Consider the following 25,547-nt stretch of genomic DNA (forward strand, 5'->3'; position numbering starts at 1 on the left):
TACCAGGTAGATAGGCCGGGCGTGTAAGCCGGGTAACCGGTTGAGCGGACCGGTACTAATAGGTCGAGGGCTTGACCAGAATAGAAGTCGGAGGTCGGAAGTCAGAGGTCGGATTTAAGAAGGAAATCGCTTACGCGATTTCCGGGGAAATTCGACTGAAGAGATCCGGTTTCCGGCTGAAAAGGCGAACTAAACTCCGCTGTGAAGTTTTGAGGGAATACTAAAAGAATAAGTTTTCCGGTGGCCATGCCGGAGGGGAAACACCCGTTCCCATCCCGAACACGGAAGTTAAGCCCTCCAGGGCCGATGGTACTTGGGGGTCAACCCCTGGGAGAGTAGGTCGCTGCCGGAAAATATTTTTCATACCCCCGGTCTATAACCCGGGGGTATTGTTATTTGGTGCGCTCACGAATTGAACGACTTGAGCGAGCAAAAAGCAAGACCAGCAAATATGGAAAGTGATTTTTAGGCTACTAAGTCACATATTGGATTAATTTCCCATAGTATGGTTTAGGAAAATGTTTAGTGACGGAGGTTTTTTGGTGTACCCGTTTCGTTATAAACAGTCTTTCGAGAACAACTGGTATTATGTGACCGATCCTTTGGGTTTCCAGAGCCTGCAGGAGCACGGCAGGCTGATTACTTACCTGATTCCCTTCTGGTACGGCGTGACCTGGGAGGGCGGCCTTGCCGATCAATCTGACCCCCGCTCCCTGGACCTCATTCGCCGCTTAAATCTGCCCGTTTTGGCTATCGTGCATAACTATGCCAGTCCGGAATACCGCACCCTCATTCACGCCTTGTTGACCGATGATACCCTGCGCCGGGCACTGGTCAACAGCATTTTAAACATGCTCCGGCGCACCAGGTTTGCCGGGGTGAATATTGATTTTGAATTCGTGCCCCCCGAGGACCGGCCATATCTAACCAAATTTATGACCGAACTTTATCAGGTCCTGAAGCCGGAAAGGTTTTTAACCACCATTTCCGTACCGGCCCAACTGGATGACAATCCCCGCCATCCATTTTCCGGGGCTTTTAGTTACCCGGAACTGGGCGTGGTGAGCGACCAGGTGTACCTTCTGGCCTATGATGAACACTTTGCCATGCCGGGGCCGATTGCTTCCATCGGTTTTGTGCAACGGGTTTTAACTTATGCCCTTTCGGTAATCCCCCGCATAAAAATCCGGCTGGGCATTCCCGTCTACGGTTATGATTGGACAGAAGGGGTGAACATACCGGAAACGCTATCCTACCGGCAGGCCATAGAGCGGGCCAGGGAACAAGGGGTTGCCCCCCGTTATGACGAAGAGGCCCAGGAATGGACCTACACCTACCAGGTGGACGGCGAAACCCACATCGTATGGTTTGAAGATGCCCGCAGCTTTGCCGCCAAACTGGCCCTGGTGCGGCGGGAAAACTTACGGGGAATTGGCGTGTGGCGCCTGGGTCTTGAGGACTCCCGTATCTGGGCTCTGGTTGGCACGCTTTAACTTTTGTTATCACACGGGGTTAGTCTATAAAATAATTAAATCGATTAGATAAAGGAAATGTGTAACCAGGTAAAGAAATGTAAGACCTCAAAACACCAGGAGGTCTTTTTTTATGACTGACTATCGCAAGTTGTGGTCTGATTTGGGAATGGACCTGGAAAAGCATGACCGGTTAACCAGTGCTTTACCTCTAATTTATGAAGAGGTTTACCTTCAGCAACCGGAACGCCCGCAGGCCATGGAGTACTTCGACCTGGTGGTGGCCGAAATTCATAGCCTGAGGATCGTCGAGCTGGTGGAGCACCGCCGGCGGGGAGGCAAAGTTTGCGGGGCCTTTTGCGTGTTCGTACCCGTGGAGATTATTCGTGCTGCCGGAGCCGTTGCCGTCGGCCTGTGCGGCGGGTCCCAGTTCTGGGTTCCCGACGGGGAAAGGGTTTTGCCCCGCAACCTTTGCCCGCTGATTAAAGCGTCGGTAGGTGCCCGTCTTAGCGGTACCTGTCCCTATTTCCAGTCCTGCGACCTCTTAATTGGCGAAACCACCTGCGACGGCAAAAAGAAAGCCTGGGAAGTCCTGGGTGAATATGCTCCCGTCTACGTAATGGACCTGCCCCAGATGAAACGGCCCCAGGACCTGGCTGCCTGGCGCGGGGAGATCGAGTTGTTCCTGGCCAGAATAGAAGAGTTAACCGGCTGCCGGGTGACCCCCGGGAGGCTGGCGGAAGAAATCCGCCTCCAGAACCGGCTGCGTCAAGCACTGGAACGCCTTTACCATACCCGCAAAGCCGATCCGGTGCCCATAAGTGGGAAGGATGCCCTGCTGGTTACCCAGGTTAGTTTTTACGACGATCCCCGTCGCTTCATTGATAAAACGGAAGCCCTGGTCGCGGAAGTCGAGGCACGCATTGCCTCCGGGCAGGGGGTATTTCCACCCGGAGCCCCGCGCATTCTTGTAACCGGCACTCCGATGGCCATTCCCAACTGGAAGCTGCATCACATTATTGAGACGGCCGGCGCCGCGGTGGTATGCGAAGAAACCTGCACCGGTACCCGCTTTTTCGAGCACCAGGTGGATGAAACCGGACGGACTCTGGAAGAGCAGTTGCAGGCCCTGGCCGAGCGCTATCTGAAAATTAACTGTTCTTGCTTTACTCCCAACTCAGGGCGCCTTGAAGATATTTTCCGCCTGGTTGAAGCTTACCAGGTTGACGGTGTCATCTATTATAACTTGCAATTCTGCCACGGATATGCGGTTGAATATTATACCGTGGAGAAGGCTCTCAAGGAACAGGGTATTCCGGTTATGAAAGTGGAAACCGACTATAGCGAAGAAGATACCGGCCAGCTGCGCACCCGGGTGGAAGCCTTCCTGGAAATGTTACGCTAGCCGGCCCCGAAAGGATGAAAGAATTTAATGACCGTCCTGGGAATTGACATCGGATCCCGGACCATTGCCATTGCAGTTTTAAATGAAAGGGGAGAGCTGCTGGCCGGCCATGTAGCGGACAGCGGGCCCCGCCCCCTGGAGCGTGCCCGGGAGATGGCCGGGAACCTGTCGTCATTCCGGCGTGTAGTGGCCACGGGCTACGGGCGCCACGGCGCCCGGGCGGATTTTGCCACCGATTTGATTACCGAGATCAAGGCCCACGCCCTGGGTGCCCGTCACCTTTTTCCCTTCTGCCGCACCGTGCTTGATATCGGCGGCCAGGACAGCAAGGTGATCCGGTTGGACGAACAGGGCCGGGTGGTGGACTTTATTATGAACGACCGCTGTGCCGCCGGAACGGGTAAATTTCTGGAGGTGATGGCCCAGGGGTTGGGTCTACCTCTGGAGGAAATAGTAGCCGCTGCTTGTACAAGTGATGGGGAAATAACCTTAAACAGCATGTGCACCGTTTTTGCCGAATCGGAGGTGGTATCGCTGCTGGCCGCGGGCCAGCCCGTGGGGGCCGTGGCCCGGGCCGTGCTCAACTCTATTTGCGATCGTACCATGAACCTGCTCCTCCGTTTAGGTATTGAGCCGCCGGTGGTTTTCACCGGCGGGGTGGCGGCTATCCCCGGGTTACCCGCTTATTTTGCACGGCGCATGGATCTTATGGATTTGCAGGTTCCCTCGTCTCCCCAACTGGTAGGTGCCCTGGGTGCGGCCCTGTACGGGATAAAGGTAAAGAAGGCCACGGGATAGCTCCCGTGGCTTATTTACGTGCGTTCATTTTTTCCCGGAACCAGCGGTGGATGTCATCCAGGGCCGGGGGCGCCACGTAGAACACATGGATGTTCGGGGGGAACTGGACCCCGTGATCTTCCCGGATAAAAAGCAATCCTGCTTCTCCGTCTCCCAGGGTTTCATCAATCCGGCGGGAGATATGGGCAAATCTTTTTTCGCTGGCCTCCCGGTAGAACTTGCTGATGATATCAAAAGTTTTCTGGCTCATGACTACTGAAAGGCAATTGCCCCAATCCATACTTTCGGTAAACAGTTCCATGTCCTCGGTGGCTTCCAGGCTGGCCCCCCGGTCGCACTTTTCCTTGATGATCCGGTAGCTTTTTTCGTGAAATTTCTCAATAATGCTCAGTCCAGTCTCCCCGCTTACGGTAAGGGATTCATGGTAAATTTTTTTGATTGGCCCCATTTTTTGTTCCAGGCCGTTTAATTGCTGTTCTACCTGCTGCCAGTAAGCATTGACCTTTTCGGAAAGATCTTCCGGCATCTCCCTGGGGGTATAAACTAAAGGCACCAGATAAATTTTTCTGCCCGCCTGAAAATTATCAATGGAAGGCTTTTCAATCCTGCCGAGCACTTCAGACATAACTGCAACCTCCTTGTTACCGGAACTTTGTCCCCTCTGAATATAGCATATCGCCGTGCTTTTTGCCAGCCGCCATAAACTGTCCCCTGCGGTGGAAGGGCAGCCACTAAGGTAAATCCCAAATCTCCCGCCGCTTTATAAAAACTTTCCCTTTTTCAGGAGGAACTTGTGGTTAGCTGGCGAAAAATGACAACAGGTTCTTTTTGTTGCCTAAAATCAACGGAGGATTGCTATGCTGGCTATTGTGAAAAGTACGGCCCTTTACGGACTGAACGGGCAGGTAGTGCAGGTAGAGGTTGATGTAAGCAACGGGCTGCCTTGCTTTGACCTGGTGGGGTTGCCCGATCTAGCTTGCCGGGAATCCCGGGACCGGGTGCGCGCCGCCATGAAAAATTCCGGCTTTGAATTCCCGGCACGGCGCATAACGGTAAACCTGGCCCCGGCCGACCTGCGCAAGGAAGGCCCCCTTTATGACTTGCCCATTGCCGTGGGCATTCTTGCCGCTACCGGGCAACTGGATCAGTCCGCCGTAGACCGCTATGTGTTTCTTGGTGAGCTGTCCTTGAACGGGCAGGTGCGGGGGGTGGCCGGGGTGTTGCCCAATGTTCTGGCCGCCCGGGAACAGGGTTTACGGGCGGTGGTGGTGCCCCTGGATAATGCCGCCGAAGCTGCTCTGGTCAAGGATGTACAGGTTTACCCGGTACAGAGCCTGGGACAGCTAACCCGCTTTTTGCTCGGGGAAGAGGAAATTTCACCCTATAAGGTGGATCCGGTCCTGTTGATGAACCGGGTTGACGAAAACGGGGCGGACATGGCCGATGTGCGCGGCCAGGCCACGGTACGACGGGCTCTGGAAGTGGCGGCCGCCGGGGGACACAACCTGCTGATGGTGGGAACCCCCGGTTCGGGTAAAACCATGCTGGCCAGGAGGTTGCCGGGCATATTGCCCGATCTTACCTTTGACGAAGCCCTGGAAATTACTAAAATATACAGTCTGGCCGGGTTGTTAAAGCCCGGGGAGCCCCTGGTGACCCAAAGGCCCTTTCGCTCGCCCCATCACAGTGCCTCGGCGGTGGGCCTGGTCGGAGGCGGGCGCCATCCCCGTCCCGGAGAGATCAGCCTTGCCCATCACGGCGTCCTTTTCCTCGATGAGTTGCCGGAATTTCACCGGGACGTGCTGGAGGCTTTGCGCCAGCCCCTGGAAGATGGAGTGGTAACCATCTCCAGGGTAAGCGGTGCGGTGACCTATCCCGCCAGTTTAATGCTTGTGGCTGCTGCTAATCCGTGTCCGTGCGGTTACCTTGGCGATCCGGTCCGGGAATGCACCTGCACCCCCTATCAGGTGCAGCGTTACCTGGGGCGTATTTCTGGCCCCCTGCTGGACCGCATTGACATCCATCTGGAGGTTCCCCGGGTGGATTATGAAGACCTGGCCCGCCGGGAGCCAGGCGAACCGTCGTCAGAGATCAAAAAGCGGGTGGAAAAAGCCCGGGCCATACAGCGCCGGCGCTTTGGTTCTTCCGGGATTACCTGTAACGCCCGCATGACCCCGGCCCAGGTTCGCCGTTATTGTTCCCTCACCCGGGAAGCCCGCTCGTTGTTTTCATCCGTTTTCCGACAGTTGAACCTGAGCGCCCGTTCCCATGACCGGGTGCTCAAGGTAGCCCGTACTATCGCCGATCTTGACGGGAGCGATGTCATTGACGCCGCCCACCTGGCCGAAGCGGTGCAATACCGCAGCCTGGAGGCGAGGTACTGGCCAGGATAGGGGACTGGAACAAAACGTCCCTTATTTTGTCATAAATTTTGAAGGTTCAGATGGGTCATAGGAGTCGGGATGAAATATGGTATGATTGACGTTATGACTCCCGGTATGGTAGGATTTGACCGCGAGGAGGTGCTGGCGATGGAGAAGATAACCGTAAGCCTGCCTTCACCACTTCTGGCTGTCCTTGACGGGTTGGCTCGTAAGTGGTCCACCACCAGGAGCGATGCCGTTGCGGAGCTTATCCGCCGGGTCGAGCAGGAAGAGTTAGAAGAGCAGTTGAAAGAAGGTTACCTCGCGCTGGCGGAAGCCAATAGGAAGGACGCTGGGTTTTTCCTCCATGCGCAGGCCGAGGTGGTGTTGCGGGATGGAAATTAAGCGTGGCGATGTTTTTCTGGTGGACTTTAACCCGGCGCGGGGGAGCGAGCAGGCGGGCATAAGGTCTGCTTGTTCAGAACAATGTTGGTGGTACGAAACCATTCTGCCGGAAGTGAGTCCGTTTCCTGAAAAAGGGAGCGGGCTTTTCTTTATGGTAGTACCTGCTGGACGTCCTATCTAAGCAGGCTTCAAGATGAAACCTGTTTTTGGTAACTGTTGGTCCAAGAGAGGACGGACAATAAAATAGGCATATGTTAATATTTCAAGCAGGAAAAAGTGGAAAAGTGTAGAATTTCATAGCAAAAACAACCAGGTTTCTCATTTAGGTTGTGGAAACCATATAGGAGTGCGGCTATGGAAAGTTCGTGGATTTCAATTATAATTCCCCTAGTGCAATTAAATGCTTCAATGTCACAGACCTCACTGGCTACCGTGATCGTATGGGTCTTCTGTCTAATTATATTTGGTTGTTCCTTGAGGGGTTTCGTTCCTAAGCTTCGCAAACTTAGGTTAGGGTTAAAGGAATTCGCCTCGAATGTTGAAGCACTGGTCGCTCGGCAAATTGACTTTGATACCCTCAGCCACCGTTTAAATTCCCAGGATAATCCCGTGGTGGCAAGGGCCTGGAACGATTACGATTCGACGCTCCTCAAAGTGCCGGAGGGTGAGAAAGGCATACGGGTCTACTCCACAATTTCAGCTAGATTCATCTTTAACTCAGATGACCTTTTCCTTGAAAACTCAGGCCTGCATTCCGTAGCCCCAGCTCTTCTTACCGGTTTGGGTATTTTAGGTACTTTTTTGGGGTTGAGTTTGGGACTTACCAATGTCAATCTCGCAAGCGAGGATTTAGTCACCTTAAAGCAGGGTATAAGAAGCCTGCTTGCAGGGGCACATACGGCTTTTGTCACTTCGGTATGGGGAATTGGTCTCTCTATAACCCTGACCTGGCTTAAAAAAATATATTTCAATCAAATTTCCGTATTGTTGGATAGGATATGCGATTGGCTCGATCAGTCGTTTCCCAGAAGACTAGCCGAGGCGTGGCTTTCTGAAGTATATAGGGAGGCCAGGGAACAGACCGCGGAACTGAAAAAATTCAACGATGAGCTTGCCTGGAGCATAGCCGCAGCCCTCGATGAAAAACTGGCGGCGCGGATAACGCCGGCACTTGAAAACCTGCTTGGCGCAATAGAAAAGCTCACAGAGACCGGGAGCGCGGAGGTAGCCCGGGTCATATCCCGTGAGGCCGGTGCAGAAGTAGTTAAGCTGGGAGAAATCCTCCAGCAAGCCTCTGATGTTTTAAGCAACACCTTACATGCGTCCTCTGAACTTCAGCGGAACATCGGCGAAACCGTAAGCCGACAGCTGGCGCTGACCGCTTCGCATGTTGAGGAAAGTCTCGGGAATTCCGTTGTCCGGTTTGGAGAGCTCACCCACCAGGTGGAGCGTGCGGTGGAACAAGTGCGTCAATCCATAGCCGAGCAAATCTTACAGCAAAAACAGTACTTTGAGGAATCCATGAATAGGTTACAGGAAACCACGAAAAGTTATCTGGAAGATTTTCTGGTAAAGGTTGACCATGCCGTCGGGCATGTAAGCGAACGGAGCAGCAATGTGGTTTCAGAAGTGGGCCACGAGATCGGCAGATTGTTAGAGGAACTAAGTGTTCATGTGAAGGAGTTGGGTGATGAATATACGGCCAGAAGGAACGATTTACGGGCGGCCGTGGACGAAATTACCACCCTGCTGGCCATGATTGAGAAGTTGGTTGGAGAGGCGTCCAGAGTTTTGGATGCCTACCGGGAAAGCGCCCAGCCCGTGCGGGAAGCGGGCGTGATCCTCGCGAAGTCGGTAGAGACATTTACGGAAGCGGGAACCACGTTGCGGCAGGCAACGCAGGAGTTCAGTGGACTGTGGGACGAGTACCGCAGGCACTCCGCCCAGGTAGTGTCGGAAATAAGGCAGGCGCTTCAGCATACCGAGTCCGCATGGCGCGCCTACGAAAGCCGGTTGGGACAAATACGGCAGGAACTGGAGTCTGTCTTCGGAGTTATTGAGGACGGGCTGCGTAGGTACGCTGAAACGGTCCATGAGGGAATGAGCAGGTACCTTAAAGAGCTGGATGGGGAAATGGGCAAGGCAATTGGGAGTCTGGGTGCCGCCGTGGGTGAACTGGGAGAGACGTTGGCAGATTTCCTTGAACAGCTTCATGAGCGGAGGTAAAACCGCTACGGGGGTGACCGGATTCACATGAATTCTCGCTTTGCTTTTAGTTACCGCCGTGAAGGTGAAGAGAATCCCTTTCTCATTTCCATCAGTGACCTTATGGCCGGGCTTCTTACCATTTTTATGCTGGCACTTGCTTATTACGTCCTTAGTTTCGGCCAGCAGACGGCAAAACTCACGGAAAATGAAGATAAGAGGGCGGAAATACTTGAAATTCTGAGAAAGGAATTACAAAATGCTGGTATTACTGTACGTGTAGATGAAGGAGTACTGCACCTGCCGGAAGGCATTCTCTTTGACGTGGGAGAGGCGGAAATTAAGGAAGAGGGCTGGCGGGCCATTAAGGTACTCGCGCCCGTTCTCAGCGACGTTCTGCAGCGCCCTGAGTACGCAGGTACGGTCGAAACGGTGTTTATAGAAGGACACACCGATAACGCCCCCATCAGTACGCCCCGCTATCCGTCGAACTGGGAACTCTCGACACAGCGAGCCATAAATACTTGGAATGCCATGCAGAAGGTGTGCCCGGAGCTGGGAAACTTAACAAACAAGAGCGGTCAACCTCTGTTTTCGTGCAGCGGCTATGCCGACACCAGGCCTATTGCGTCGAACGACACCGTGGAGGGCAGGAGGGCCAACCGGCGCATCGACCTGCGCCTCACAATGACGCCTCCGGGAAAACCAGAGTGAGGTAAGGTACAATGTCCGTTGGCAGAGAATTTCTTGAGAATTTTAAGCGGGTGATCATTAACGTTTTAAAACCGCCTGAAAGGTTTCCCGAGCCTCAAAAAGTTCGGGCAGCAGCGGCTAAAATTGCCGAAAAGTTCGAAGGAGAGCCCAAGAGTCCTGAAGACTTTGATCTTCAGCGGCTTGCCAGTATGGTTTGGGGTCTCTGGTTACGTGAGCATCGTACTGGACTGGAGAAGATTGACTACCCTAGATTAAGAAAAATTCCCTGGATACTTTATGGAGGCCCTCGTCCCGTCGCAGCAGACCCGGATCTAACTGCTGCTCTCCTGGATCTTTTGGCCAGGAAATCCCGGGTAGCTTTTAGCCGGTTGCCGTACGTGTATCTTCTTGGATATGCTCCTGACCTGCCTGGCACGGAAATGATAAGGCGGGCTGTTCATGATTTCCTTATTGGTTACGTCGGAAAGCGCCATCAATTTCTACTATGGAAGGAAGCCCTGATTTTTCTTTTTGTTCCTCAGGGACCTCGTAATACCGCCCATTGGCTCATGGAGCAAAGCGGCGAGCCCACTGCTGTACTGGGCTCTCTAGGTATAAGGGGACAGTTGCTTGCAGGGAGATTCGTCCGCCAGGTTGCAGCGCAAGTGTTGGGCGCCGTGTCCAAACGTTTTCCGGCCCACCTGGAGCTTTTGTTGAAGCTTTTGGTTGACGACGGAGGCCGGGTTCGTTTCCCCGACGTACTTTGCGAGGCAGCCTCTTTATTGATACCTGAAGCAGATAATCTCGATTCCGAGGACGTAAGGAAACAGCTAAAGCAGTTTTTCCTTAAACATTTGGGGGACCCCCGTTGGCCGGAAGGGCGAGTGAAGTGGAGTAGGGTTTCGGAGAAGGCCCGCCGCATAATGACGAAATGGCTTGCAGAGGAAGACATCCTTTTCTTTTTCGACATGCTCAGCCGGGTTGTGGACCAGACTACCTGGGAGTACAGGCGGGCCTTCTGGTCGTTTTACTTACCATATATTGATGCCACCTGGGTAGTGCTTTCTGCAGACGTCAGGGCACAGATAGGGGAACCGGCCGAGCAACGCATTCGCTCGGGTGCCTGTGGGGAGTTCAGTGGAAGCAACCAGGGCCGCAGCATGCTGGCCATTGAAATGGGTGGCTGGGTCTTCCTGGAATGGACACACTCCGGGTCCTGTCGGGGTTGGCGTAAGCAGGATTTCCCGTTGACTTTGGGGAAGCAACGTTACCGCATAAGCGAGGTTAATAGCATCTGGCGCAGCTGTTCACATTCACATGAAGTAAGGCACTATGGGTCGGAGAACTACAGGTGGCAGAACGAATTTGCCGCGTGGCTCTCCAGTGAACTCGGGTTGCCGGACTAGTTTTTAAGGTTTAATTGGGGGAGGCTCTTTTCATTGTCCAGGGAAAGACTTTACTGGGAGGTTACCGACAACGGCTTTCTATTCAGGTTTCGGGATTTATCGAGTGACCTAACTGAATGGGGTCGGGCCGACCTGGATCCATCGGATTCCCTTGCCGTCCAGATGCTTGAGCAGTTAACTTCCGAAGGGCGGGGTCACTATGTCGACAACGGCGTACTAATTCCACACGAGATGGTGGCCGACCTGGACGAGGAGGAACGGACGATCCTCGGCCTACCAGAACCATTTCCTTTCGACGTGGAGATAAAATCTTCCGGAACGCTGGACGCGCCGGACTTCAGATATCTTCTTCTTTTTATGAATGGTAAGGACCAACCCTTTGTAAATCCAGCACGGCAGGGCGCTTACTTAAGAGTGGGTGCGGATCAGGAATATCTTTTAACGGGCGACCTTTTTCGTCTGATCGAGTCCGTAGAAAGATTCAATGCCCGGGCGGGATCTATACCCCGCGCTGCCCCGGAAAGACTGCTGCGGTTCGCAGAAATTGCCGGCCTTGCCCGGAACGTCGGCGCCACCCTCGATCATTACCTGAACAGTCAGAGCGTGGTGACTCCGGAAAGGGTTTCTGTCCGGTTGCGGAGTTTGCCTGACGGGTCACTGGAGGTGGACCCGATATTCTGCGAGGAAGTTCCGGGCAAAGATGAGGGTTCCGAAGTACGGCCCTTACTTTCCCAGGAGGCAGAAGCAGACTTTCTCAAAAAGTTTGATGCCCTTCGGAACGTCAGGGACGTTTATCCCCTGCAGGACGGCGTCAAGGTGGTTCTCGGTGAGCGCCAGAAGGAGGCGCTCCGCCGGGTAAAGGCGTGCCGACGGCTTACCGGTGCAGAAAAGGAGGCCTTCCTGCGGGCACCGCAGGAATTTTTAGATCCCGAATTGATCGACCTCGATCACCTCGATCACTTCAGTGACCGCGTCGTAGAAATCGGCGTATACAGGCCCCGCTTCTTCCCGTTCCTGAGTGCTACCGGCGAATCGTGGTTTCCGGAGGGCGGAGTAATCGTCGAAACTGCCGGAGGGTCGAAAGGGGTCTACGTCTCTCCCGAGGAGGTTCCGGCCCTTAAAGAGCGGGTTCAGGAAGCCCTCAGCAGCGGCAAAACCGAAATCCGGTGGAAGGAAGAGGTTTTGCCCGTATCAGCCGACCTCACTGAGGCCCTTAAAGAACTGGACATCGCTTACAAAACAGTAAAGGATTCTTCTGTAGAATCACTGGCGCGGGCCAGGACGGTTACCAGGAAGATACTGATAATTAAGGACAATTTCGAAGAACTGGTTTATAAATGTGAAGAGAAGCCACGTTCCGTCGAAATCGGCAGGCTTCCGAAGTACCTCAAGCCCGAAGTCCGGCTACTCGAGCACCAGTACGAAGGCATTAAATGGCTGCAGAACGCCTGGGTTTGTGGCCGTCGGGGTGCGCTTCTGGCGGACGACATGGGCCTGGGGAAGACCCTTCAGGCGCTTGTGTTTATGGCGTGGATCCGGGAACTTATGGACGAGGAATTCATTGAAAAGCGTCCCATGCTGGTGGTAGTTCCGCAGGTCTTATTGACTAACTGGGCGGAGGAGTACACCCGGTACTTGAAGCCGGAAGTTTTCGGTCCACCGTTAATTTTGCATGGAGATGTACTCCGGAGACTCCGCTATGATGGAGGAGAAAGTGAAGGTGAGGAACCGGGGACGTACATCAGGAAAAAACGGCTGAACGTTGAATATGTGAAAAAAAGGAGACTTGTTATTACTACCTACGAAACCGTGCGTGACTATCAGGTTTCGCTTGGCCAGGTTGACTGGGGCGTGATGGTACTCGACGAAGCCCAGAAGATTAAAAACCCTACCGCCCTGGTAACGATGGCCGCGAAGGCCATGAAGTATGAATTCGGAATTTGCCTGACGGGAACTCCCGTTGAAAATTCCTGGATCGACCTTTGGAGCATACTGGACTTTGCAATTCCCGGGCATCTCGAACCCCTCACCGATTTTGCCCGCAAGTACCATTATCCCCTGAAGAAGCAGGGTACGGATGTGGAAGCCCTGGGGCGCGAGTTGAAAGAAAGGGTAGCTCCGTATTTTCTGAGGAGAACGAAGGAGGAGAATTTAAAGGGGCTGCCCGAAAAAAAAGTGATGTACTACCGCGTTCCCATGCCAGATTGCCAGTTGCGGCGGTACATGGAGTGTGTTACGCAAGCTCGGCGTACTCTTCCGGACCCGCAGGGCGGCGGGAGTGGTAGACACATATTAAGGGCCATTCAGTTGCTTTACGAGATTTCGCTTCACCCCGATCTTCCCTGTTTGAACGAGGCCAGTCTTGCTTCTCAACCGGCCGGGGTGTTTATTTCGGCATCGGCTAAGCTCCTGAAGACTTTTGAAATCCTGGACGACGTGCGCCGGGTGGGTGACAAGGCGGTAATCTTTTTGCGCAGCCGAAAGCTGCAACGGCTGCTGCAGCGAGCAATATATGAGCGCTACGGGTTAAAAACGGCAATTGTCAACGGTGAAACGCTGGGTGAGGTGCGTAAACGGCTGGTTGACGAGTTTCAGGCAAAGCCCGGTTTCAACGTGATCATTATGTCTCCCGACGCGGCGGGGGTCGGACTGAACGTGGTGGCCGCCAACCACGTGATCCACCTCAGCCGTCCGTGGAACCCGGCTAAAGAGGACCAGGCGACAGACAGAGTCTACCGGATTGGACAGAAGAAAACGGTATTTGTACACATACCGCTGGCCGTTCATCCCCTATTTGAGGGGGGATCTTTTGATGAAAAGCTCGACCGCCTTCTGTCCAGAAAGCGACAACTAAGTACTACGGTCCTCCTGCCCCCTCAGGTCGAAGAGTGGGAGAAGCTATCTTTAGCTGAAGACGTCATTGCTTGTGATGCCGGGGAGCCGGAAGAAGGGTCATTCCTCACACTAAGGGATGTAGACGAAGCGGCACCCACGATTTTTGAAATGATTGTGGCCGCGCTGTTCAGGAAGATGGGTTACGTGGCGGAACCGACGCCAACGCACGACCGGGGGGCCGACGTAGTGGCGGTAGTCGGTGAAAGTGGAGGCGCTCGGGGCATGCTTATTCAGTGCAAGCATGTAAAGCGACCGGGGGAAGCGGTGGGACCCGCCGCCGTACGGGAAATAGCTGCCGCACGCGGCATCTACGAGCTCCTTCACGGCTGTACATTTAATCTCGCGGTGGTCACGAACGCGTACGGTTTCACCAGGTCGGCCGTAGAATTGGCGGACGCCAACGGCGTGACTCTGGTGGCGAGGGAAAAACTGGCCGTGTGGTTAAGAGATTATCCGGTCGAGCATGCGGAGGTTTGGTTTAGTATTCATGGGGGTGGTAATCTTGTCCCCTAACTCCGGAGAACTTCTGCTCCCGCGTGAGGTTGCGAGTATGTTCCGGGTAACCATCCGTACACTGGGCAATTGGGAAAGACGGGGCTTTCTAACGCCGGTTCGATTGCCGTCGGGTCAACGGCGTTATAGAAGAAGTGAAATTGAAGCGGTTACTGAAGAAGGGAAGCACGTGTCGAAACCTGAGCGGGGTGGAGGAAGTTGATTAAGGTCCGAAATAACGTAGCTTACCGCTTCGGCCGTGATTTTGCTTACTCATCGCCATGTTCCTTACTGGTTGTAGGGGAAAAACTACCACATTAAGTACTAGTCTTGCGGTGCAAGATAAGGGTACCCAAGGACAAATAACGGGTTTAATCCCTGTTAGTTAAAAGAATGTCGCAAAATAGAACTAGATATCAAGAGGGGTGATCTGTCCTATTTTAGCTGCCTTTTATTGTCAGAATAAGTTTCTGACCATTTGATTGCCATAGTTTAGGGCTGAATTCCCATTCATGCCTCTTAGAAGTTATTTCTTACCAGCTCGGAATCTGAATTTTGCAGGTCACACATATTAAATTAATAAAGGATTAAAGTCAACATCTTTAATGCCATACTCCTTCATTTTGCGGTAGAGGGTGCTGCGGGAAATTCCCAGGTGCCTGGCGGCTTCCGTTTTGCTTCTGAATCTTGCCAGACAGCTGCGGATCGCCTGTTCTTCGGCGCTTTTGATTAAGGCTGCTTCTTTTTTAGCCGGAGAGGTCTTCCTGGAAGTGACAGATTCGATCAGGCCCGGTGGAAGCAGGTCGGTGGTTATTACCGGTCCGGTAGCCAGGTTCACCGCCCGTTCCACCACATTTTGCAGTTCGCGGATATTGCCGGGCCAGTGGTAATTGAGGAACAGGTCCAGGACTTCGGGAGCAAAACCTTCCACGTCTTTGCCCAGGCGCCCGCTGATCCGCTTCAGAAAATGGGTGGCCAGTTCCCGGATGTCTGCTTTCCGTTCCCTTAACGGGGGCAACTGGATAACTATTACACTCAGGCGATAAAAGAGATCCCGGCGGAAGTTGCCTTTTTCAACTTCAAGCGCCAGGTCCTTGTTGGTGGCGGCGATGATGCGGACATTAACGGGAATGTATTCCCGCCCCCCTACACGCATCACCTGGCGTTCTTCCAGTACCCGCAACAGGGCAGCCTGCAGGTCGACGGGCATCTCTCCGATTTCGTCCAGGAAGATCGTCCCCTGGTCGGCCAGTTCGAATTTGCCGGGGTTACCGCCTTTCTTAGCCCCGGTGAAAGCGCCTTCATCGTAGCCGAATAGCTCGCTGGCAATCAAATCTCGCGGGATGGCGCCGCAGTTGATGGCCACAAAGGGCTGTTCCGCCCGCACGCTGGCGTTATGGATGGCCTGAGCGAAGAGATCTTTCCCTGTCCCGCTCTCCCCCAACAACAGGACATTGCAGTCGGAGGCGGCGGCAGCTCGCCCAATTCTTAAAGCTTCTTTAAAACAATCTTCTTTCCCGAACAGTTCGGAAAAATGCACTCTGGCCCGGGAACCGACCAGCCTGTTGACGAGTCGATTGACTCTTTTGATTTCCTGCAGCACCACCACCCGACCCATGTCCTGTCCATCTTGGTCGATTAGCGGGCTGCAGCTTACGGTGCATCTAACCGTTTCGTGGTTTCTGGTCAGGTTTACCACCGTATCGGTAATGATCTTTTTCGAACGGACCAGGTTGATGAAATAGTAATTGCTTTCTTCGTCACCCAGGACCTGGGCCAGGTTCTGGCCGATGACCTTTTCCCTATCCAGATGCAGCAATCTGGCAGCCGACCGGTTCAGGTGAGTAATATAACCCAAGTTATCAGTGGTCACAATCCCGTCGCGAATAGATTCCATTATGTAGGTCTTGTACTGGTTGGCTAGAAGGTTTTCCCGCAGGGCTTTTTTCAGGGCCATCTGATTTTCGATGGCGCTCACGCCGGCCACCACCATACCCAGGGTATGGTGGTGTACTTTTTCAAAGGGTCCGGTGATGTCCAGGACTCCAATGATCTTGCCCTCTGCGTTCCGGATAGGTGCCGCCGAGCAGGTGGAGTTATAGGCGCAAATGCAAAAATGCTCGTAGCCGTAAACCTGTACCGGCTTACCTTCCACTAGGCTCAGGCCAATTGCGTTGGTCCCCATCACGTCTTCAGACCACCTGGCTCCCTCAACAAAATTGGCCTTCCTGGTAAATTCAATGCCTTCCTCATCTCCCACCACCACCAGCAGGGTACCCTCCCGATCGGCCAGAGCCACCACAAAGCCGCTTCCCTTCACAACTTCAAAGAGGTTTTTGATAATGGGCAGGGCTACCTCCACCAGTTCCCTGTTCTCTTCAATTTTCAGGGCCAGCTTCTCCGGGGGCAGTACCTGCCGGTTCATTTTTAAAAAAGGGCTGACCCCGTATTCCATGCTTCTGGCCCAGGAAGCCCGGATCTTTTCACGCACCTTCCACTCCTGATCATGAGATAATCTCATCTGTTTCCACAGGGATAACATATGTTCTGAAGATTTGGTCATTTTAGAATTCACACTCCTTACCTAGCGCTTGGGGCGCTAAGAAATGCCCTGGATTTTTAAAGACTTTGTTCTGTTTTATTTTAACACACGGATGACTTTGTTTCAGCAGCCGGCAGATAATTCTTTTTATGCCTGCACATCATGAGACAGGTTGAAACAACCTGTGCCAGAGTGTCTTATTATGGGACATGTGGCTTTTAACAATAGATATGCTTGCCTAAAAGTTAAACGTTCGATCCCCGTTTTTCTTAAAGATTTATCGATTTTAAAGATTTAAAAAATTTGTCCCTTAAGGAACGATTATTGCGTGTTTAAATTATCAGCGCCTAAGGGCAAAGGGGGTGAGATACAGAGAATGGTCTTCGAGCAGATTCAGGTGGGCGACCGGGCCAGTTTCAGCAAGACCGTCACCGAAAGCGATATTACACTTTTTGCAGGAATAACCGGGGATTTAAATCCGTTGCATGTGGACGCGGAATTTGCGCGGCAGACTGTTTTCGGGGGGCGAATTGCTCACGGGATGTTGACCGGCGGTTTAATCTCGGCAGTTCTGGGTACCAGACTGCCGGGACCCGGAACAATTTACCTGTCTCAATCGTTGCAGTTCCTTCGCCCGGTATATCCTGGCGATACCATAACAGCCGAAGTGGAAGTCATTGAGAAAGTTCCCCGCAAAAACAGATTGCGTTTGCGCACCACCTGTCATAACCAGAAAGGGGAGCAAGTACTGGACGGCGAGGCCGTGGTCATGCTGAAAGAAGAGGTGGACTGATGAGTTATACAGTGGTGAAATACCAGAAAGAAGAGGGCGTGGCGCTGGTAACGTTGAACCGCCCGGAGAGTCTGAATGCCCTTAACAGCGCTGTGTTCATGGAACTGGGAGCGGTTTTTGACGAGATAGCACAGGATCCGGAAGTGCATGCGGTTGTGCTCACCGGCAGTGGTGACAGGGCTTTTGCGGCTGGTGCTGACGTAAGCGAGTTGAAAAATCTTTCCCCCTTGGAGGCCAGGGAGTTTGCCCTGATGGCTTACCGCACCCAGGAGAAAATATGTAACCTGTCCAAGCCAACCATAGCTGCCCTCAATGGCTATACCCTGGGCGGGGGTTGTGAGCTGGCCATGTGCTGTGACCTGCGGATTGCCGCTGAAACGGCCAGACTTGGTCAACCGGAAATTAATCTGGGGATTATACCGGGTGGCGGCGGTACCCAGAGGTTGGCCCGCTTGGTGGGATTGAGCCGGGCAAAGGAACTGATCTTTACCGGCAAGATTATCACGGCGCAGCAGGCGCTTGAGTGGGGGTTGGTCAACCAGGTGGTGCCCGCCGGTCAGTTACTGGAAGAGGCTTTCAAACTGGCCCGGGATCTGGCCGGCAAATCCGCTCCAGCCCTGGCCTTGGTCAAGTCAGCTCTTGACAGGGGTATAAATATGGATCTTAGCAGCGCCTTGCATTACGAGATAGATTGTTTTGCCTGCTGCTTTGCTACCGAAGACCACCGGGAAGGAATTGCTGCGTTCCTGGAAAAGCGCAGGCCAGCTTACAAAGGAAGGTAGCTTTCGAACAATCAGCAAGTAAATTTATCTGTCAAAGTGAAAGAGTAAAACCAGCAGGAAGGAGTTTATCAACCCATGGATATTAAAACGGATATTAAAAAAGTTTCGGTAATCGGCGCCGGAACTATGGGCTCCGGCATCGCCCAGGTTTGTGCTGCCGCAGGTTACCAGGTGAGTCTGTACGACAGCTCTCCCCAATCCCTGGAAAAAGCTTTGGCCACCATTAAAAAAAGCCTTTCCAGGTTTGTGGAAAAAAATAAGATTTCCAGCGACGAGATGGCAAGCACACTGGCCAGAATCCAGATTGCAGACAGCCTGGCAGGCGCTGCCGCCGGGGCGGATCTAGTAATTGAGGCTGTATTCGAAGATCTGGCGGTGAAAAAAGAAATCTTTGCCCAGCTCGATACGGTTGCGCCGGAACATGCCCTGCTGGCCTCCAATACTTCTTCCCTGCCCATAACAGCCATTGCCGCCGCCACAAAGAGGCCGGAAAAGGTCATCGGCCTGCATTTTATGAACCCCGTACCGTTGATGAAAGGGGTGGAGGTCATCCGTGCCCGGCTCAGTTCGGATGAAGCGGTGGCAACCGGAATCGAATTTGTGAAAAGCCTTGGAAAAATTCCCGCCGAAGCGGTGGATTATGCCGGTTTTATTGTAAGCCGGGTGCTGGACGTCATGCTCAACGAGGCAGTGTTCTGCGTCATGGACGGCAACAAGCCTGAGGAAATTGACCGAGCTATGAAAGTATGCGCGAACTTCCCAATGGGTCCCCTCGAATTGATTGACTTGGCCGGGGCAGACATTTTGTTACATGTTATGGAATGCCTGCAGAAAGAATTCGGTGACAAGTACCGCCCGGCTCCCCTGCTGGCTCAGATGGTCAGGGCTGGGCATTTAGGCCGTAAAACTGGGCGGGGATTTTATGAATACAAGTAATGAACGAAAGGTTGGTTGAAATGATGAAGGTCCAGGAGTTGTTCAATCTTGAAGGAAAGGTGGCTGTAGTTACCGGCGGTTCCAGCGGACTGGGGGAGCAGGCGTCCGTCGCACTGGCGGAGGCCGGAGCCTCTGTGGGGGTGGTTGCCCGGAAAGTGGAAAGGTGCGAGAGTACGGCGGAACGTCTCCGCTCCGTTGGAGTCAAAGCAATCGCGGTAAAGTGCGACGTAAGTAAGCCGGCCGATATCGACGCCATGGTGGAATCCGTGCTAAAAGAATTCGGCCGCATAGACATTCTGGTTAACAGTGCCGGCGTTACCTGGGGTGCTCCAGCCGAAGACTATCCCCTGGAGAGATGGCAGCAGATTCTTAATGTTAATGTTACCGGCACGTTTCTCTGTTGCCAGAAAGTCAGCAGAGTAATGATTGGGCAGCGGTACGGCAAGATCATCAACCTGGCCTCCATCGCGTCTTTCAGGGGGGCCGAACCGGAGGTCATGGACGCCGTAGGATATCAGACCAGTAAGGGTGCAGTGGCGATCATGACCCGCGACTTGGCTGCCAAATGGGCCCGGTACGGTATTAACGTTAACGCCATAGCTCCCGGCTGGTTTCGCACCCATATGACCAGGTCATTTCTGGAAATAAAAGGAGAAATGGTGTTAAAGCATATCCCTCTCCGGCGGTTTGGCGGAGAGGAAGATTTAAAAGGGGCTGTAGTGTTCTTAGCTTCAGAGGCGTCCAGATACGTCACGGGACATGTTTTATGTGTAGACGGTGGGTATCTCTGTATATAAGGGGAGAGGAGTGAAATATTTTGAGCGATAATTTGAACGATATTGTTGTGGTTAGTGCCGTGAGGACTCCCTTCGGCCGATTTGGAGGTTCTTTAAAGGATATAGACTGTTATGACTTGGGCGCCGTGGTAATGAAGGAAGTCCTGGCCCGCGTGGATCTCGACGCTGCCTTGGTGGATGAAGTTTTTTGGGGTGTGGGGGATACAACCTGCTGCAAAGATCCTTATACGCCGGTAGTTGCCCGTCAGTCCTTGCTTAAGGCGGGCCTACCGCCGGAAACGCCGTCCTGCTCCCTGGACAAGGCTTGCGTCTCTGCTATGTCTGCGGCAAACTACGGCTGCCGGACCATTCGGGCAGGTGAAGGTGAAATCATTATGGCTGGAGGGGTTACCAGCTTCAGCACCGTACCCTTCTTGTTACGCGGGCAGCGTTTTCAGGGTAAGAAATTGGGCCACCTTACTCTGGAGGACCCGCTATTTGAACTGGGATATAAGGATTACGCTCCGGTGGCTAAAGATGCCGGGGAGGTAGCTCTTAAACACGGTATCGGGCGGGAAGAGCAGGATGCCTGGGCTGTCAGAAGTCACCAGCGTTATGGTGAGGCGCATGCGGCGGGAAAATTTCGGGAAGAGATGATGCCGCTGGAACTGCCGCAGAAAGATGGGTCGACCAAAGTCTTGGATATAGACGAACAGTACCGCCCCGGCACAACGATGGAGCAACTAGCTAGGCTCAAGCCCATTTACGGCAGCCCAACTTGTACGGCCGGCAACTCGCCGGGGCTCAACGATGGCGCAGCGGCTCTGCTTCTCACCACCCGCAAAAAAGCGAAGGAACTGGGTCTGGAACCTCTGGCCACCATCTTGAACATGGTAAGCATTGCCACAAAACCTTCACTGTTGGCCGAAGGCCCGGCGGTTGCCATCAGTAAGTCGCTGACCAGATCCGGCTTAAGTATAGATGATGTTAATTTAATAGAAATAAACGAGGCTTTTGCCGCGGTGACCCTGGTGAGTACCAAAATGCTGGCTGGCGGTGATACGGCAAAATACAAAGCCTTACAAGAAAAAGTTAATGTTAATGGTGGTGCTATTGCCATTGGTCACGCCAATACCGCCAGCGGGGCGCGGATAATGATGACGTTGATTTATGAATTAAGGCGCCGCGGTGGGGGGATCGGAGTAGCGGCTATTTGTGGGGGCCTAGCCCAGGCGGACGCAGTATTGATTAAGGTTGGTTAAAATGGTAACTGAGGAGGGTATAGAACTTTGGTAAGTTTTCAATTAACCGATGAACAAACAGCTATTAGGGACCTAGCGCGCAAATTTACCCAGAAAGAGATTGTGCCGGTGGCTGCAGAATATGACGAAAAGGCGGAGATGCCGTGGCCGGTTATTCAAAAGGCTTTTGAAATTGGTCTCTGGAACCTGAACATCCCTGAAAAATACGGGGGGCAGGGACTGGACGCGCTTACCCAGGTTCTAATTTACGAAGAGCTGGCCTACGGGTGCCTAGGCATTTTTGGCGCTTTTGGCGGTAACGCTCTAGCGGTCACACCTCTTTTAATTGCCGGTACCGAGGAACAGAAAGAAAAATTTCTGACTCCATTCTGCGCCAAGCCTTCGCTGGCCGCCTTTGCCCTAACCGAGCCCAACGCCGGTTCCGATGTATCCAATCTGGCCACCACGGCTACTCGCAAAGGCGACGAGTACATTTTGAACGGGACTAAGTGCTTCATTACCCACGGGGGGATAGCGGATCTTTACACCATCTTTGCGAGTACGGATAAAACCAAAGGCACCAAGGGTATCAGCGCTTTTCTGGTTCCAGGTAACACGCCGGGGTTGTATATGGGTAAAAAGGAAGATAAAATGGGCGACCGCGCTTCACATATTGGGGAGGTGATTATCGAGGAAGTACGGGTACCGGCTTCAAACCTCCTGGGGCGGGAAGGGGAAGGCTTTAAAATCGCCATGCGCACCTTGGATATTACCCGACCTAGTATCGGTGCCGCCGCCTTGGGTGTAGCCAGGCGGGCATTTGAAGAAGCTCTGAAATATTCAAAAGAGCGGGTTCAATTTGGCAAGCCCATCAGTGCTAACCAAGCCATCCAGTTCATGCTGGCCGATATGGCTACAGGCATCGAATGCGCCCGAGCCTTGGTGTGGAAGGCGGCTTGGCATATCGATCAGGGTAAACCTAATACCATGCTTTCGGCCATGTCTAAGTGTTACGCAAGTGATATGGCCATGAAGGTGACCGTGGACGCTTTGCAGATATTTGGCGGGTACGGTTATATGAAGGATTACCCGATGGAAAAGCTCATGCGTGATGTTAAAATAACGCAGATTTATGAAGGTACGAACCAGATTCAAAGGATGGTTATTGCCAGCCAGTTGCTCAGGTAGGCAGTGGAAAATTTACCGGTCGGGTGGGAAACGATGTTCCTATTCCTGCTTAACTGCTCGAAATTGGAAGTTGTAAGCTTAAGTTTATATTATTTGTATTATTAGAAATTTTAAAAATAAAGCTAAATGTATAACCTGCAAAGCTTCCAGCTTTTAAACTGGCAGCTCAATAGAACGGTGGATTTGCTACTAAAGCAACACTTGGCTTTGGACAAACTGACCCGGCAAGGAATTGATAAAGTTTTTGTTTGCACCTTGGTAAAACTGAAGGACACAGGATAGGGCCTTAGGTTTCGCAAGTCCTGGTTAGGTAACCTTCAGTGCTTATTCCATTAAATGGTGCGACCCGGAGGGGGTAATATATCCCTTTGGGTGCTGGTTATAGTGTCCATTAACTGGACTTTGACAGCGATCCCTGAAACCCTTGTCATTACTCGACTTTTCGCGTGGTACAATTTAAGGGGTCCAGGAATTGGAAGTGACCTCATTCCTACAGCCTCAAGGCTTTCAAATTTTTAGGTGTCAAAGTCAAGATTAAGATTGGTTTTGTTAACTATGACGGATTGTAAAACAAAATTGCCATCATGATGCAAGAAACCAGATACTGCCATCAAGAGCTGTTAATTTTGCAGGTCATACTTAGAAGAAAATTTAAAAGACAATTATGAGTTTAGGGAGGTTTGCCCGATGATTATACCCCTTACCCCTCTGGATTTTAGACGCAGAGCACTTAAGCTTTACCCTGAAAAGACTGCCGTGGTTTGTGGCGACAAAAAGTTTACCTACCGCGAATTTGGAATTCGTACCAACAAACTAGCTAACGGATTGTTGGACATGGGAGTAAAACGGGGAGATCGGGTTGCCTTTATTAGCTACAACTGCCACCGCCTGTTGGAAGCTTACTACGGTGTGTTACAGGCTGGAGCCGTTTTGTTGCCCATAAACATCAGATTTTCCCCCAGAGAGATAGCTTACATACTTAATGATTCGGAAGCAACGGCGCTGTTTTTTAACCCTGATTTCATTGATTTAATAAAACCGATCATGATTAATCTTAAAACGGTCAAAAATTTCGTGATGCTCTGCGACGAAAATGAATCTTATGACTTTGATGCTGACAATTATGAAAAGATGCTGGCCCGTTCATCACCTAATGATCCACCTGAACTGGAAATAGATGAAAATGAAATGGCCGAGCTTTTTTATACCAGCGGTACGACAGGAGCTAACCCAAAAGGTGTGATGCTTACTCACCGCTCGCTGTACCTCCACGGACTCGGTGTGATTATCACCCACAACCTCAACGACTCGGATGCCATGCTTCACACGATACCTCTTTTTCACGTAAACGGCTGGGGCACCCCCCAAGCGCTGACCTGTATGGGCGGTACCCACGTAATGTTGAAAAAATTCGACCCTGAAACCATCTGCCGGCTAATTGAGCAAGAGAAAATTACCAAGATATTCCTAGTTCATACTATGGCTAATATGTTAATGAAATACCCCGGGCTCAATAATCATGACTTTAGCAGCTTGAAAAGAATTGTGCTGGGCGGCGCGCCCGCTCCCTGGCAGATGATCAAAGAAATTGAGCAACGTTTGAAGTGCGAGTGCATTGCAGGGTACGGCTTAACGGAAACGTCACCTTATCTAACGTCGGGCGCCCTTAAAAGTTATCTCATGAATGAACCGGAGGAAGCAAGATGGATCAGACAGGCCAGGACAGGATTAGAAGTAGTCGGAGTAGATCTCAGGGTGGTAAATGAACAGGGTGAAGATGTACAACGAAATGATCGGGAAGTTGGAGAGATTATTGTAAGAAGTAACTACGTTATGCAGGGATACTGGAAACTTCCTCAAGAAACAGCTAAAGTAATCAGGGACGGGTGGTTTTATACCGGTGATATGGCCACTGTTGATAAAGAGGGCTATGTCAAGATTGTGGATCGGAAGAAGGATATCATCATCAGCGGCGGCGAGAATATCGCCAGCATCGAAATAGAACGGGTGTTATACGAACATCCGGCAATATACGAATGTGCCGTTATCGGTGTGCCGGATGAGAAGTGGGGTGAAGTTCCCAAGGCTATCGTAGTTTTAAAAGAAGGCTACACGGCTGAAGAAGAAGAGCTGTTGAAGCATTGTCGGGAGCGCTTGGCCAAGTTTAAAGTTCCTAAATCAATAGAGTTTACCGATAGCCTACCCAAAGGAGGCACCGGCAAAATTCTCAAGCGGGTAATACGGGAAAAGTACTGGCAGGGATATGAAAAAAGGGTGTATTGAATCCGGGGAGAACAATTCAACCGTCATCAATATCCGTAGCAAGAGTTACCGGCTACGTGAACGCAAGGCTTCACGGCTATGCGAATCCTACGATCCGGGTTTCCCTGGTCATTTCGTAAAACAATCATTGCGCTCCTTAACCGATTTTGCCAGTGGATGTTGCCAGTTGGAACTGATGGTTGGCAAGTACTTGTTTCTAGTGCATACCAGGCTATCCAGTTTATGTTGGCAGATGTGGCAATAAGTATTGAGAACGTCCGCGCGTTGCTCTGGAGGATCGCTTGGCAGATTGACCAAGGATAGTCGAATGTAGTACTCTCGGCCATGTCAAAATGTTGTGCAAGTGAAATTACTACGAAGATGGACTCCAGAGGATAAGAGGGGTGACCGGTGGATTTGTTATAAACCATTCTTACCTCTAAAGGGATGAACTCTTTGGTGACGACATAGTCAGTGAGCATTTTGAGTTTGTTTGTAGTAGTTGTCTACTGAAAATTATTTGTATAGGTTACAATAAAGAGACTCACCTCCAGTAATTATCTAAATATACCAAATAATTTGGAAATCCATCCCAAAAAATGGCAATATTCCTTAATTTTTAAGGTTGTTGGGGTTTTACGAGAAGCAAAAGAAATTATTAAACCAAAAGAAAGGAGGCAAGTAAAATATGGACACTTTCTTGGGCATTCCGTGTAAAGGTTGGCCTTCCATTGCTCTGTGGATTGCCGTCATCATTATTCCCTGGACGTATTCCCTGTATTTTTTAAAGCAGATTGATCGTTCAGGGGTAGAACGATGGGGTGCCAAAACAGCAAAAAAGGATCAATCAAGCAACAATTTATCAATTCATTAAAAAGTGAAGGAGTGAGTAA

General features: G+C 51.9%; 22 protein-coding genes and 1 rRNA gene. 21 read left to right on the plus strand and 2 right to left on the minus strand.

Annotation, left to right across the window (positions count from 1 at the left end):
• Positions 1–236: 236 nt before the first annotated feature.
• The 4 genes from rrf to D7024_RS06595 all read left to right on the plus strand — a co-directional run bounded on the left by rrf (position 237) and on the right by D7024_RS06595 (position 3,675).
• Positions 237–352 (plus strand): 5S ribosomal RNA (gene rrf / locus D7024_RS06580).
• A 190-nt stretch (positions 353–542) separates the two neighbouring features.
• Positions 543–1,493 carry a glycosyl hydrolase family 18 protein gene (locus tag D7024_RS06585; RefSeq protein WP_121451072.1) on the plus strand — a complete coding sequence of 317 codons (951 nt, stop codon included), beginning with the start codon at positions 543–545 and terminating at the stop codon, positions 1,491–1,493.
• Positions 1,494–1,605: 112 nt separating this feature from the next.
• The gene (locus tag D7024_RS06590; RefSeq protein WP_121451073.1) at positions 1,606–2,877 is read left to right on the plus strand and encodes a double-cubane-cluster-containing anaerobic reductase; all 1,272 of its coding nucleotides are present in this window, start codon (positions 1,606–1,608) and stop codon (positions 2,875–2,877) included.
• Positions 2,878–2,904: 27 nt separating this feature from the next.
• A complete protein-coding gene (locus D7024_RS06595; protein WP_121451074.1) occupies positions 2,905–3,675 on the plus strand; it encodes an acyl-CoA dehydratase activase in 771 nt (256 codons plus the stop codon).
• A gap of 10 nt (positions 3,676–3,685) precedes the next feature.
• Here D7024_RS06595 and D7024_RS06600 read toward each other — a convergent pair whose 3' ends face one another.
• Complete coding sequence (locus D7024_RS06600; protein ID WP_121451075.1) at positions 3,686–4,300, minus strand: hypothetical protein; 615 nt, start codon at positions 4,298–4,300, stop codon at positions 3,686–3,688.
• A 232-nt stretch (positions 4,301–4,532) separates the two neighbouring features.
• Here D7024_RS06600 and D7024_RS06605 point away from each other — a divergent pair, with 232 nt between their 5' ends.
• The 8 genes from D7024_RS06605 (at position 4,533) to D7024_RS15585 (ending at position 14,357) form a co-directional block, all read left to right on the plus strand.
• Positions 4,533–6,068, plus strand: a complete 1,536-nt coding sequence (locus D7024_RS06605; protein ID WP_121451076.1) for a YifB family Mg chelatase-like AAA ATPase — start codon at positions 4,533–4,535, stop codon at positions 6,066–6,068.
• A gap of 81 nt (positions 6,069–6,149) precedes the next feature.
• Complete coding sequence (locus D7024_RS06610; RefSeq protein ID WP_121452492.1) at positions 6,150–6,443, plus strand: CopG family ribbon-helix-helix protein; 294 nt, start codon at positions 6,150–6,152, stop codon at positions 6,441–6,443.
• Complete coding sequence (locus D7024_RS14930; RefSeq protein WP_207666901.1) at positions 6,433–6,624, plus strand: type II toxin-antitoxin system PemK/MazF family toxin; 192 nt, start codon at positions 6,433–6,435, stop codon at positions 6,622–6,624. Before D7024_RS06610 ends, D7024_RS14930 begins: the two co-directional genes overlap by 11 nt.
• A gap of 173 nt (positions 6,625–6,797) precedes the next feature.
• Complete coding sequence (zorA, locus tag D7024_RS06620) at positions 6,798–8,669, plus strand: anti-phage ZorAB system protein ZorA (RefSeq protein ID WP_121451077.1); 1,872 nt, start codon at positions 6,798–6,800, stop codon at positions 8,667–8,669.
• Positions 8,670–8,696: 27 nt separating this feature from the next.
• The gene (locus D7024_RS06625; protein WP_121451078.1) at positions 8,697–9,362 is read left to right on the plus strand and encodes an OmpA/MotB family protein; all 666 of its coding nucleotides are present in this window, start codon (positions 8,697–8,699) and stop codon (positions 9,360–9,362) included.
• Between the two features lie 11 nt (positions 9,363–9,373).
• Positions 9,374–10,747 carry an EH signature domain-containing protein gene (locus tag D7024_RS06630; RefSeq protein WP_121451079.1) on the plus strand — a complete coding sequence of 458 codons (1,374 nt, stop codon included), beginning with the start codon at positions 9,374–9,376 and terminating at the stop codon, positions 10,745–10,747.
• 33 nt (positions 10,748–10,780) lie between these two features.
• Positions 10,781–14,155 carry an SNF2-related protein gene (locus D7024_RS06635; protein ID WP_121451080.1) on the plus strand — a complete coding sequence of 1,125 codons (3,375 nt, stop codon included), beginning with the start codon at positions 10,781–10,783 and terminating at the stop codon, positions 14,153–14,155.
• Complete coding sequence (locus D7024_RS15585; protein WP_121451081.1) at positions 14,130–14,357, plus strand: MerR family DNA-binding transcriptional regulator; 228 nt, start codon at positions 14,130–14,132, stop codon at positions 14,355–14,357. Before D7024_RS06635 ends, D7024_RS15585 begins: the two co-directional genes overlap by 26 nt.
• A gap of 348 nt (positions 14,358–14,705) precedes the next feature.
• On the opposite strand, the gene D7024_RS06645 is transcribed toward D7024_RS15585, so the two are convergent.
• Entirely contained in the window at positions 14,706–16,697 is a 1,992-nt protein-coding gene (locus D7024_RS06645) for a sigma-54-dependent Fis family transcriptional regulator (RefSeq protein ID WP_121451082.1), read from the minus strand.
• A gap of 346 nt (positions 16,698–17,043) precedes the next feature.
• Here D7024_RS06645 and D7024_RS06650 point away from each other — a divergent pair, with 346 nt between their 5' ends.
• From D7024_RS06650 to D7024_RS14775, 9 genes are all read left to right on the plus strand, one after another.
• The gene (locus tag D7024_RS06650) at positions 17,044–17,469 is read left to right on the plus strand and encodes a MaoC family dehydratase (protein ID WP_341466998.1); all 426 of its coding nucleotides are present in this window, start codon (positions 17,044–17,046) and stop codon (positions 17,467–17,469) included.
• A complete protein-coding gene (locus tag D7024_RS06655; protein WP_121451084.1) occupies positions 17,469–18,251 on the plus strand; it encodes an enoyl-CoA hydratase/isomerase family protein in 783 nt (260 codons plus the stop codon). The genes D7024_RS06650 and D7024_RS06655 overlap by 1 nt, the downstream gene beginning before the upstream one ends.
• A gap of 75 nt (positions 18,252–18,326) precedes the next feature.
• A complete protein-coding gene (locus D7024_RS06660) occupies positions 18,327–19,187 on the plus strand; it encodes a 3-hydroxyacyl-CoA dehydrogenase family protein (protein WP_121451085.1) in 861 nt (286 codons plus the stop codon).
• A gap of 20 nt (positions 19,188–19,207) precedes the next feature.
• Positions 19,208–19,984: an SDR family oxidoreductase gene (locus D7024_RS06665; RefSeq protein WP_243113718.1), complete on the plus strand. Its 777-nt coding sequence runs from the start codon at positions 19,208–19,210 to the stop codon at positions 19,982–19,984.
• 20 nt (positions 19,985–20,004) lie between these two features.
• Positions 20,005–21,225 (plus strand): thiolase family protein, encoded by a 1,221-nt coding sequence (locus D7024_RS06670; protein WP_121451086.1) that lies wholly within the window; start codon positions 20,005–20,007, stop codon positions 21,223–21,225.
• A gap of 27 nt (positions 21,226–21,252) precedes the next feature.
• Positions 21,253–22,392, plus strand: coding sequence for an acyl-CoA dehydrogenase family protein (locus D7024_RS06675; protein WP_121451087.1), 1,140 nt, complete (start codon positions 21,253–21,255; stop codon positions 22,390–22,392).
• Positions 22,393–23,079: 687 nt separating this feature from the next.
• The gene (locus tag D7024_RS06680) at positions 23,080–24,675 is read left to right on the plus strand and encodes a fatty acid--CoA ligase (protein WP_121451088.1); all 1,596 of its coding nucleotides are present in this window, start codon (positions 23,080–23,082) and stop codon (positions 24,673–24,675) included.
• A gap of 156 nt (positions 24,676–24,831) precedes the next feature.
• Positions 24,832–24,978: an acyl-CoA dehydrogenase family protein gene (locus D7024_RS15590; RefSeq protein ID WP_165859299.1), complete on the plus strand. Its 147-nt coding sequence runs from the start codon at positions 24,832–24,834 to the stop codon at positions 24,976–24,978.
• Between the two features lie 364 nt (positions 24,979–25,342).
• On the plus strand, positions 25,343–25,528 hold the full coding sequence (locus D7024_RS14775; RefSeq protein WP_121451090.1) for a hypothetical protein: 186 nt from the start codon (positions 25,343–25,345) through the stop codon (positions 25,526–25,528).
• The last annotated feature ends 19 nt before the right edge of the window (positions 25,529–25,547 follow it).

The organism is Desulfofundulus salinus (assembly GCF_003627965.1).
GTDB classification, from domain to species: Bacteria; Bacillota; Desulfotomaculia; order Desulfotomaculales; family Desulfovirgulaceae; genus Desulfofundulus; species Desulfofundulus salinus.

Excerpts from the sequence above, each read along its gene's own strand:
- D7024_RS06590 (WP_121451073.1), top strand. The coding sequence starts at position 1,606 with ATGACTGACTATCGCAAGTTGTGGTCTGATTTGGGAATGGACCTGGAA.
- D7024_RS06595 (WP_121451074.1), top strand. The coding sequence starts at position 2,905 with ATGACCGTCCTGGGAATTGACATCGGATCCCGGACCATTGCCATTGCA.
- D7024_RS06600 (WP_121451075.1), bottom strand. The coding sequence starts at position 4,300 with ATGTCTGAAGTGCTCGGCAGGATTGAAAAGCCTTCCATTGATAATTTT.
- D7024_RS06605 (WP_121451076.1), top strand. The coding sequence starts at position 4,533 with ATGCTGGCTATTGTGAAAAGTACGGCCCTTTACGGACTGAACGGGCAG.
- D7024_RS06610 (WP_121452492.1), top strand. The coding sequence starts at position 6,150 with ATGATTGACGTTATGACTCCCGGTATGGTAGGATTTGACCGCGAGGAG.
- D7024_RS14930 (WP_207666901.1), top strand. The coding sequence starts at position 6,433 with ATGGAAATTAAGCGTGGCGATGTTTTTCTGGTGGACTTTAACCCGGCG.
- zorA (WP_121451077.1), top strand. The coding sequence starts at position 6,798 with ATGGAAAGTTCGTGGATTTCAATTATAATTCCCCTAGTGCAATTAAAT.
- D7024_RS06625 (WP_121451078.1), top strand. The coding sequence starts at position 8,697 with ATGAATTCTCGCTTTGCTTTTAGTTACCGCCGTGAAGGTGAAGAGAAT.
- D7024_RS06630 (WP_121451079.1), top strand. The coding sequence starts at position 9,374 with ATGTCCGTTGGCAGAGAATTTCTTGAGAATTTTAAGCGGGTGATCATT.
- D7024_RS15585 (WP_121451081.1), top strand. The coding sequence starts at position 14,130 with ATGGGGGTGGTAATCTTGTCCCCTAACTCCGGAGAACTTCTGCTCCCG.
- D7024_RS06645 (WP_121451082.1), bottom strand. The coding sequence starts at position 16,697 with ATGACCAAATCTTCAGAACATATGTTATCCCTGTGGAAACAGATGAGA.
- D7024_RS06655 (WP_121451084.1), top strand. The coding sequence starts at position 17,469 with ATGAGTTATACAGTGGTGAAATACCAGAAAGAAGAGGGCGTGGCGCTG.
- D7024_RS06660 (WP_121451085.1), top strand. The coding sequence starts at position 18,327 with ATGGATATTAAAACGGATATTAAAAAAGTTTCGGTAATCGGCGCCGGA.
- D7024_RS06665 (WP_243113718.1), top strand. The coding sequence starts at position 19,208 with ATGATGAAGGTCCAGGAGTTGTTCAATCTTGAAGGAAAGGTGGCTGTA.
- D7024_RS06680 (WP_121451088.1), top strand. The coding sequence starts at position 23,080 with ATGATTATACCCCTTACCCCTCTGGATTTTAGACGCAGAGCACTTAAG.
- D7024_RS15590 (WP_165859299.1), top strand. The coding sequence starts at position 24,832 with ATGTTGCCAGTTGGAACTGATGGTTGGCAAGTACTTGTTTCTAGTGCA.
- D7024_RS14775 (WP_121451090.1), top strand. The coding sequence starts at position 25,343 with ATGGACACTTTCTTGGGCATTCCGTGTAAAGGTTGGCCTTCCATTGCT.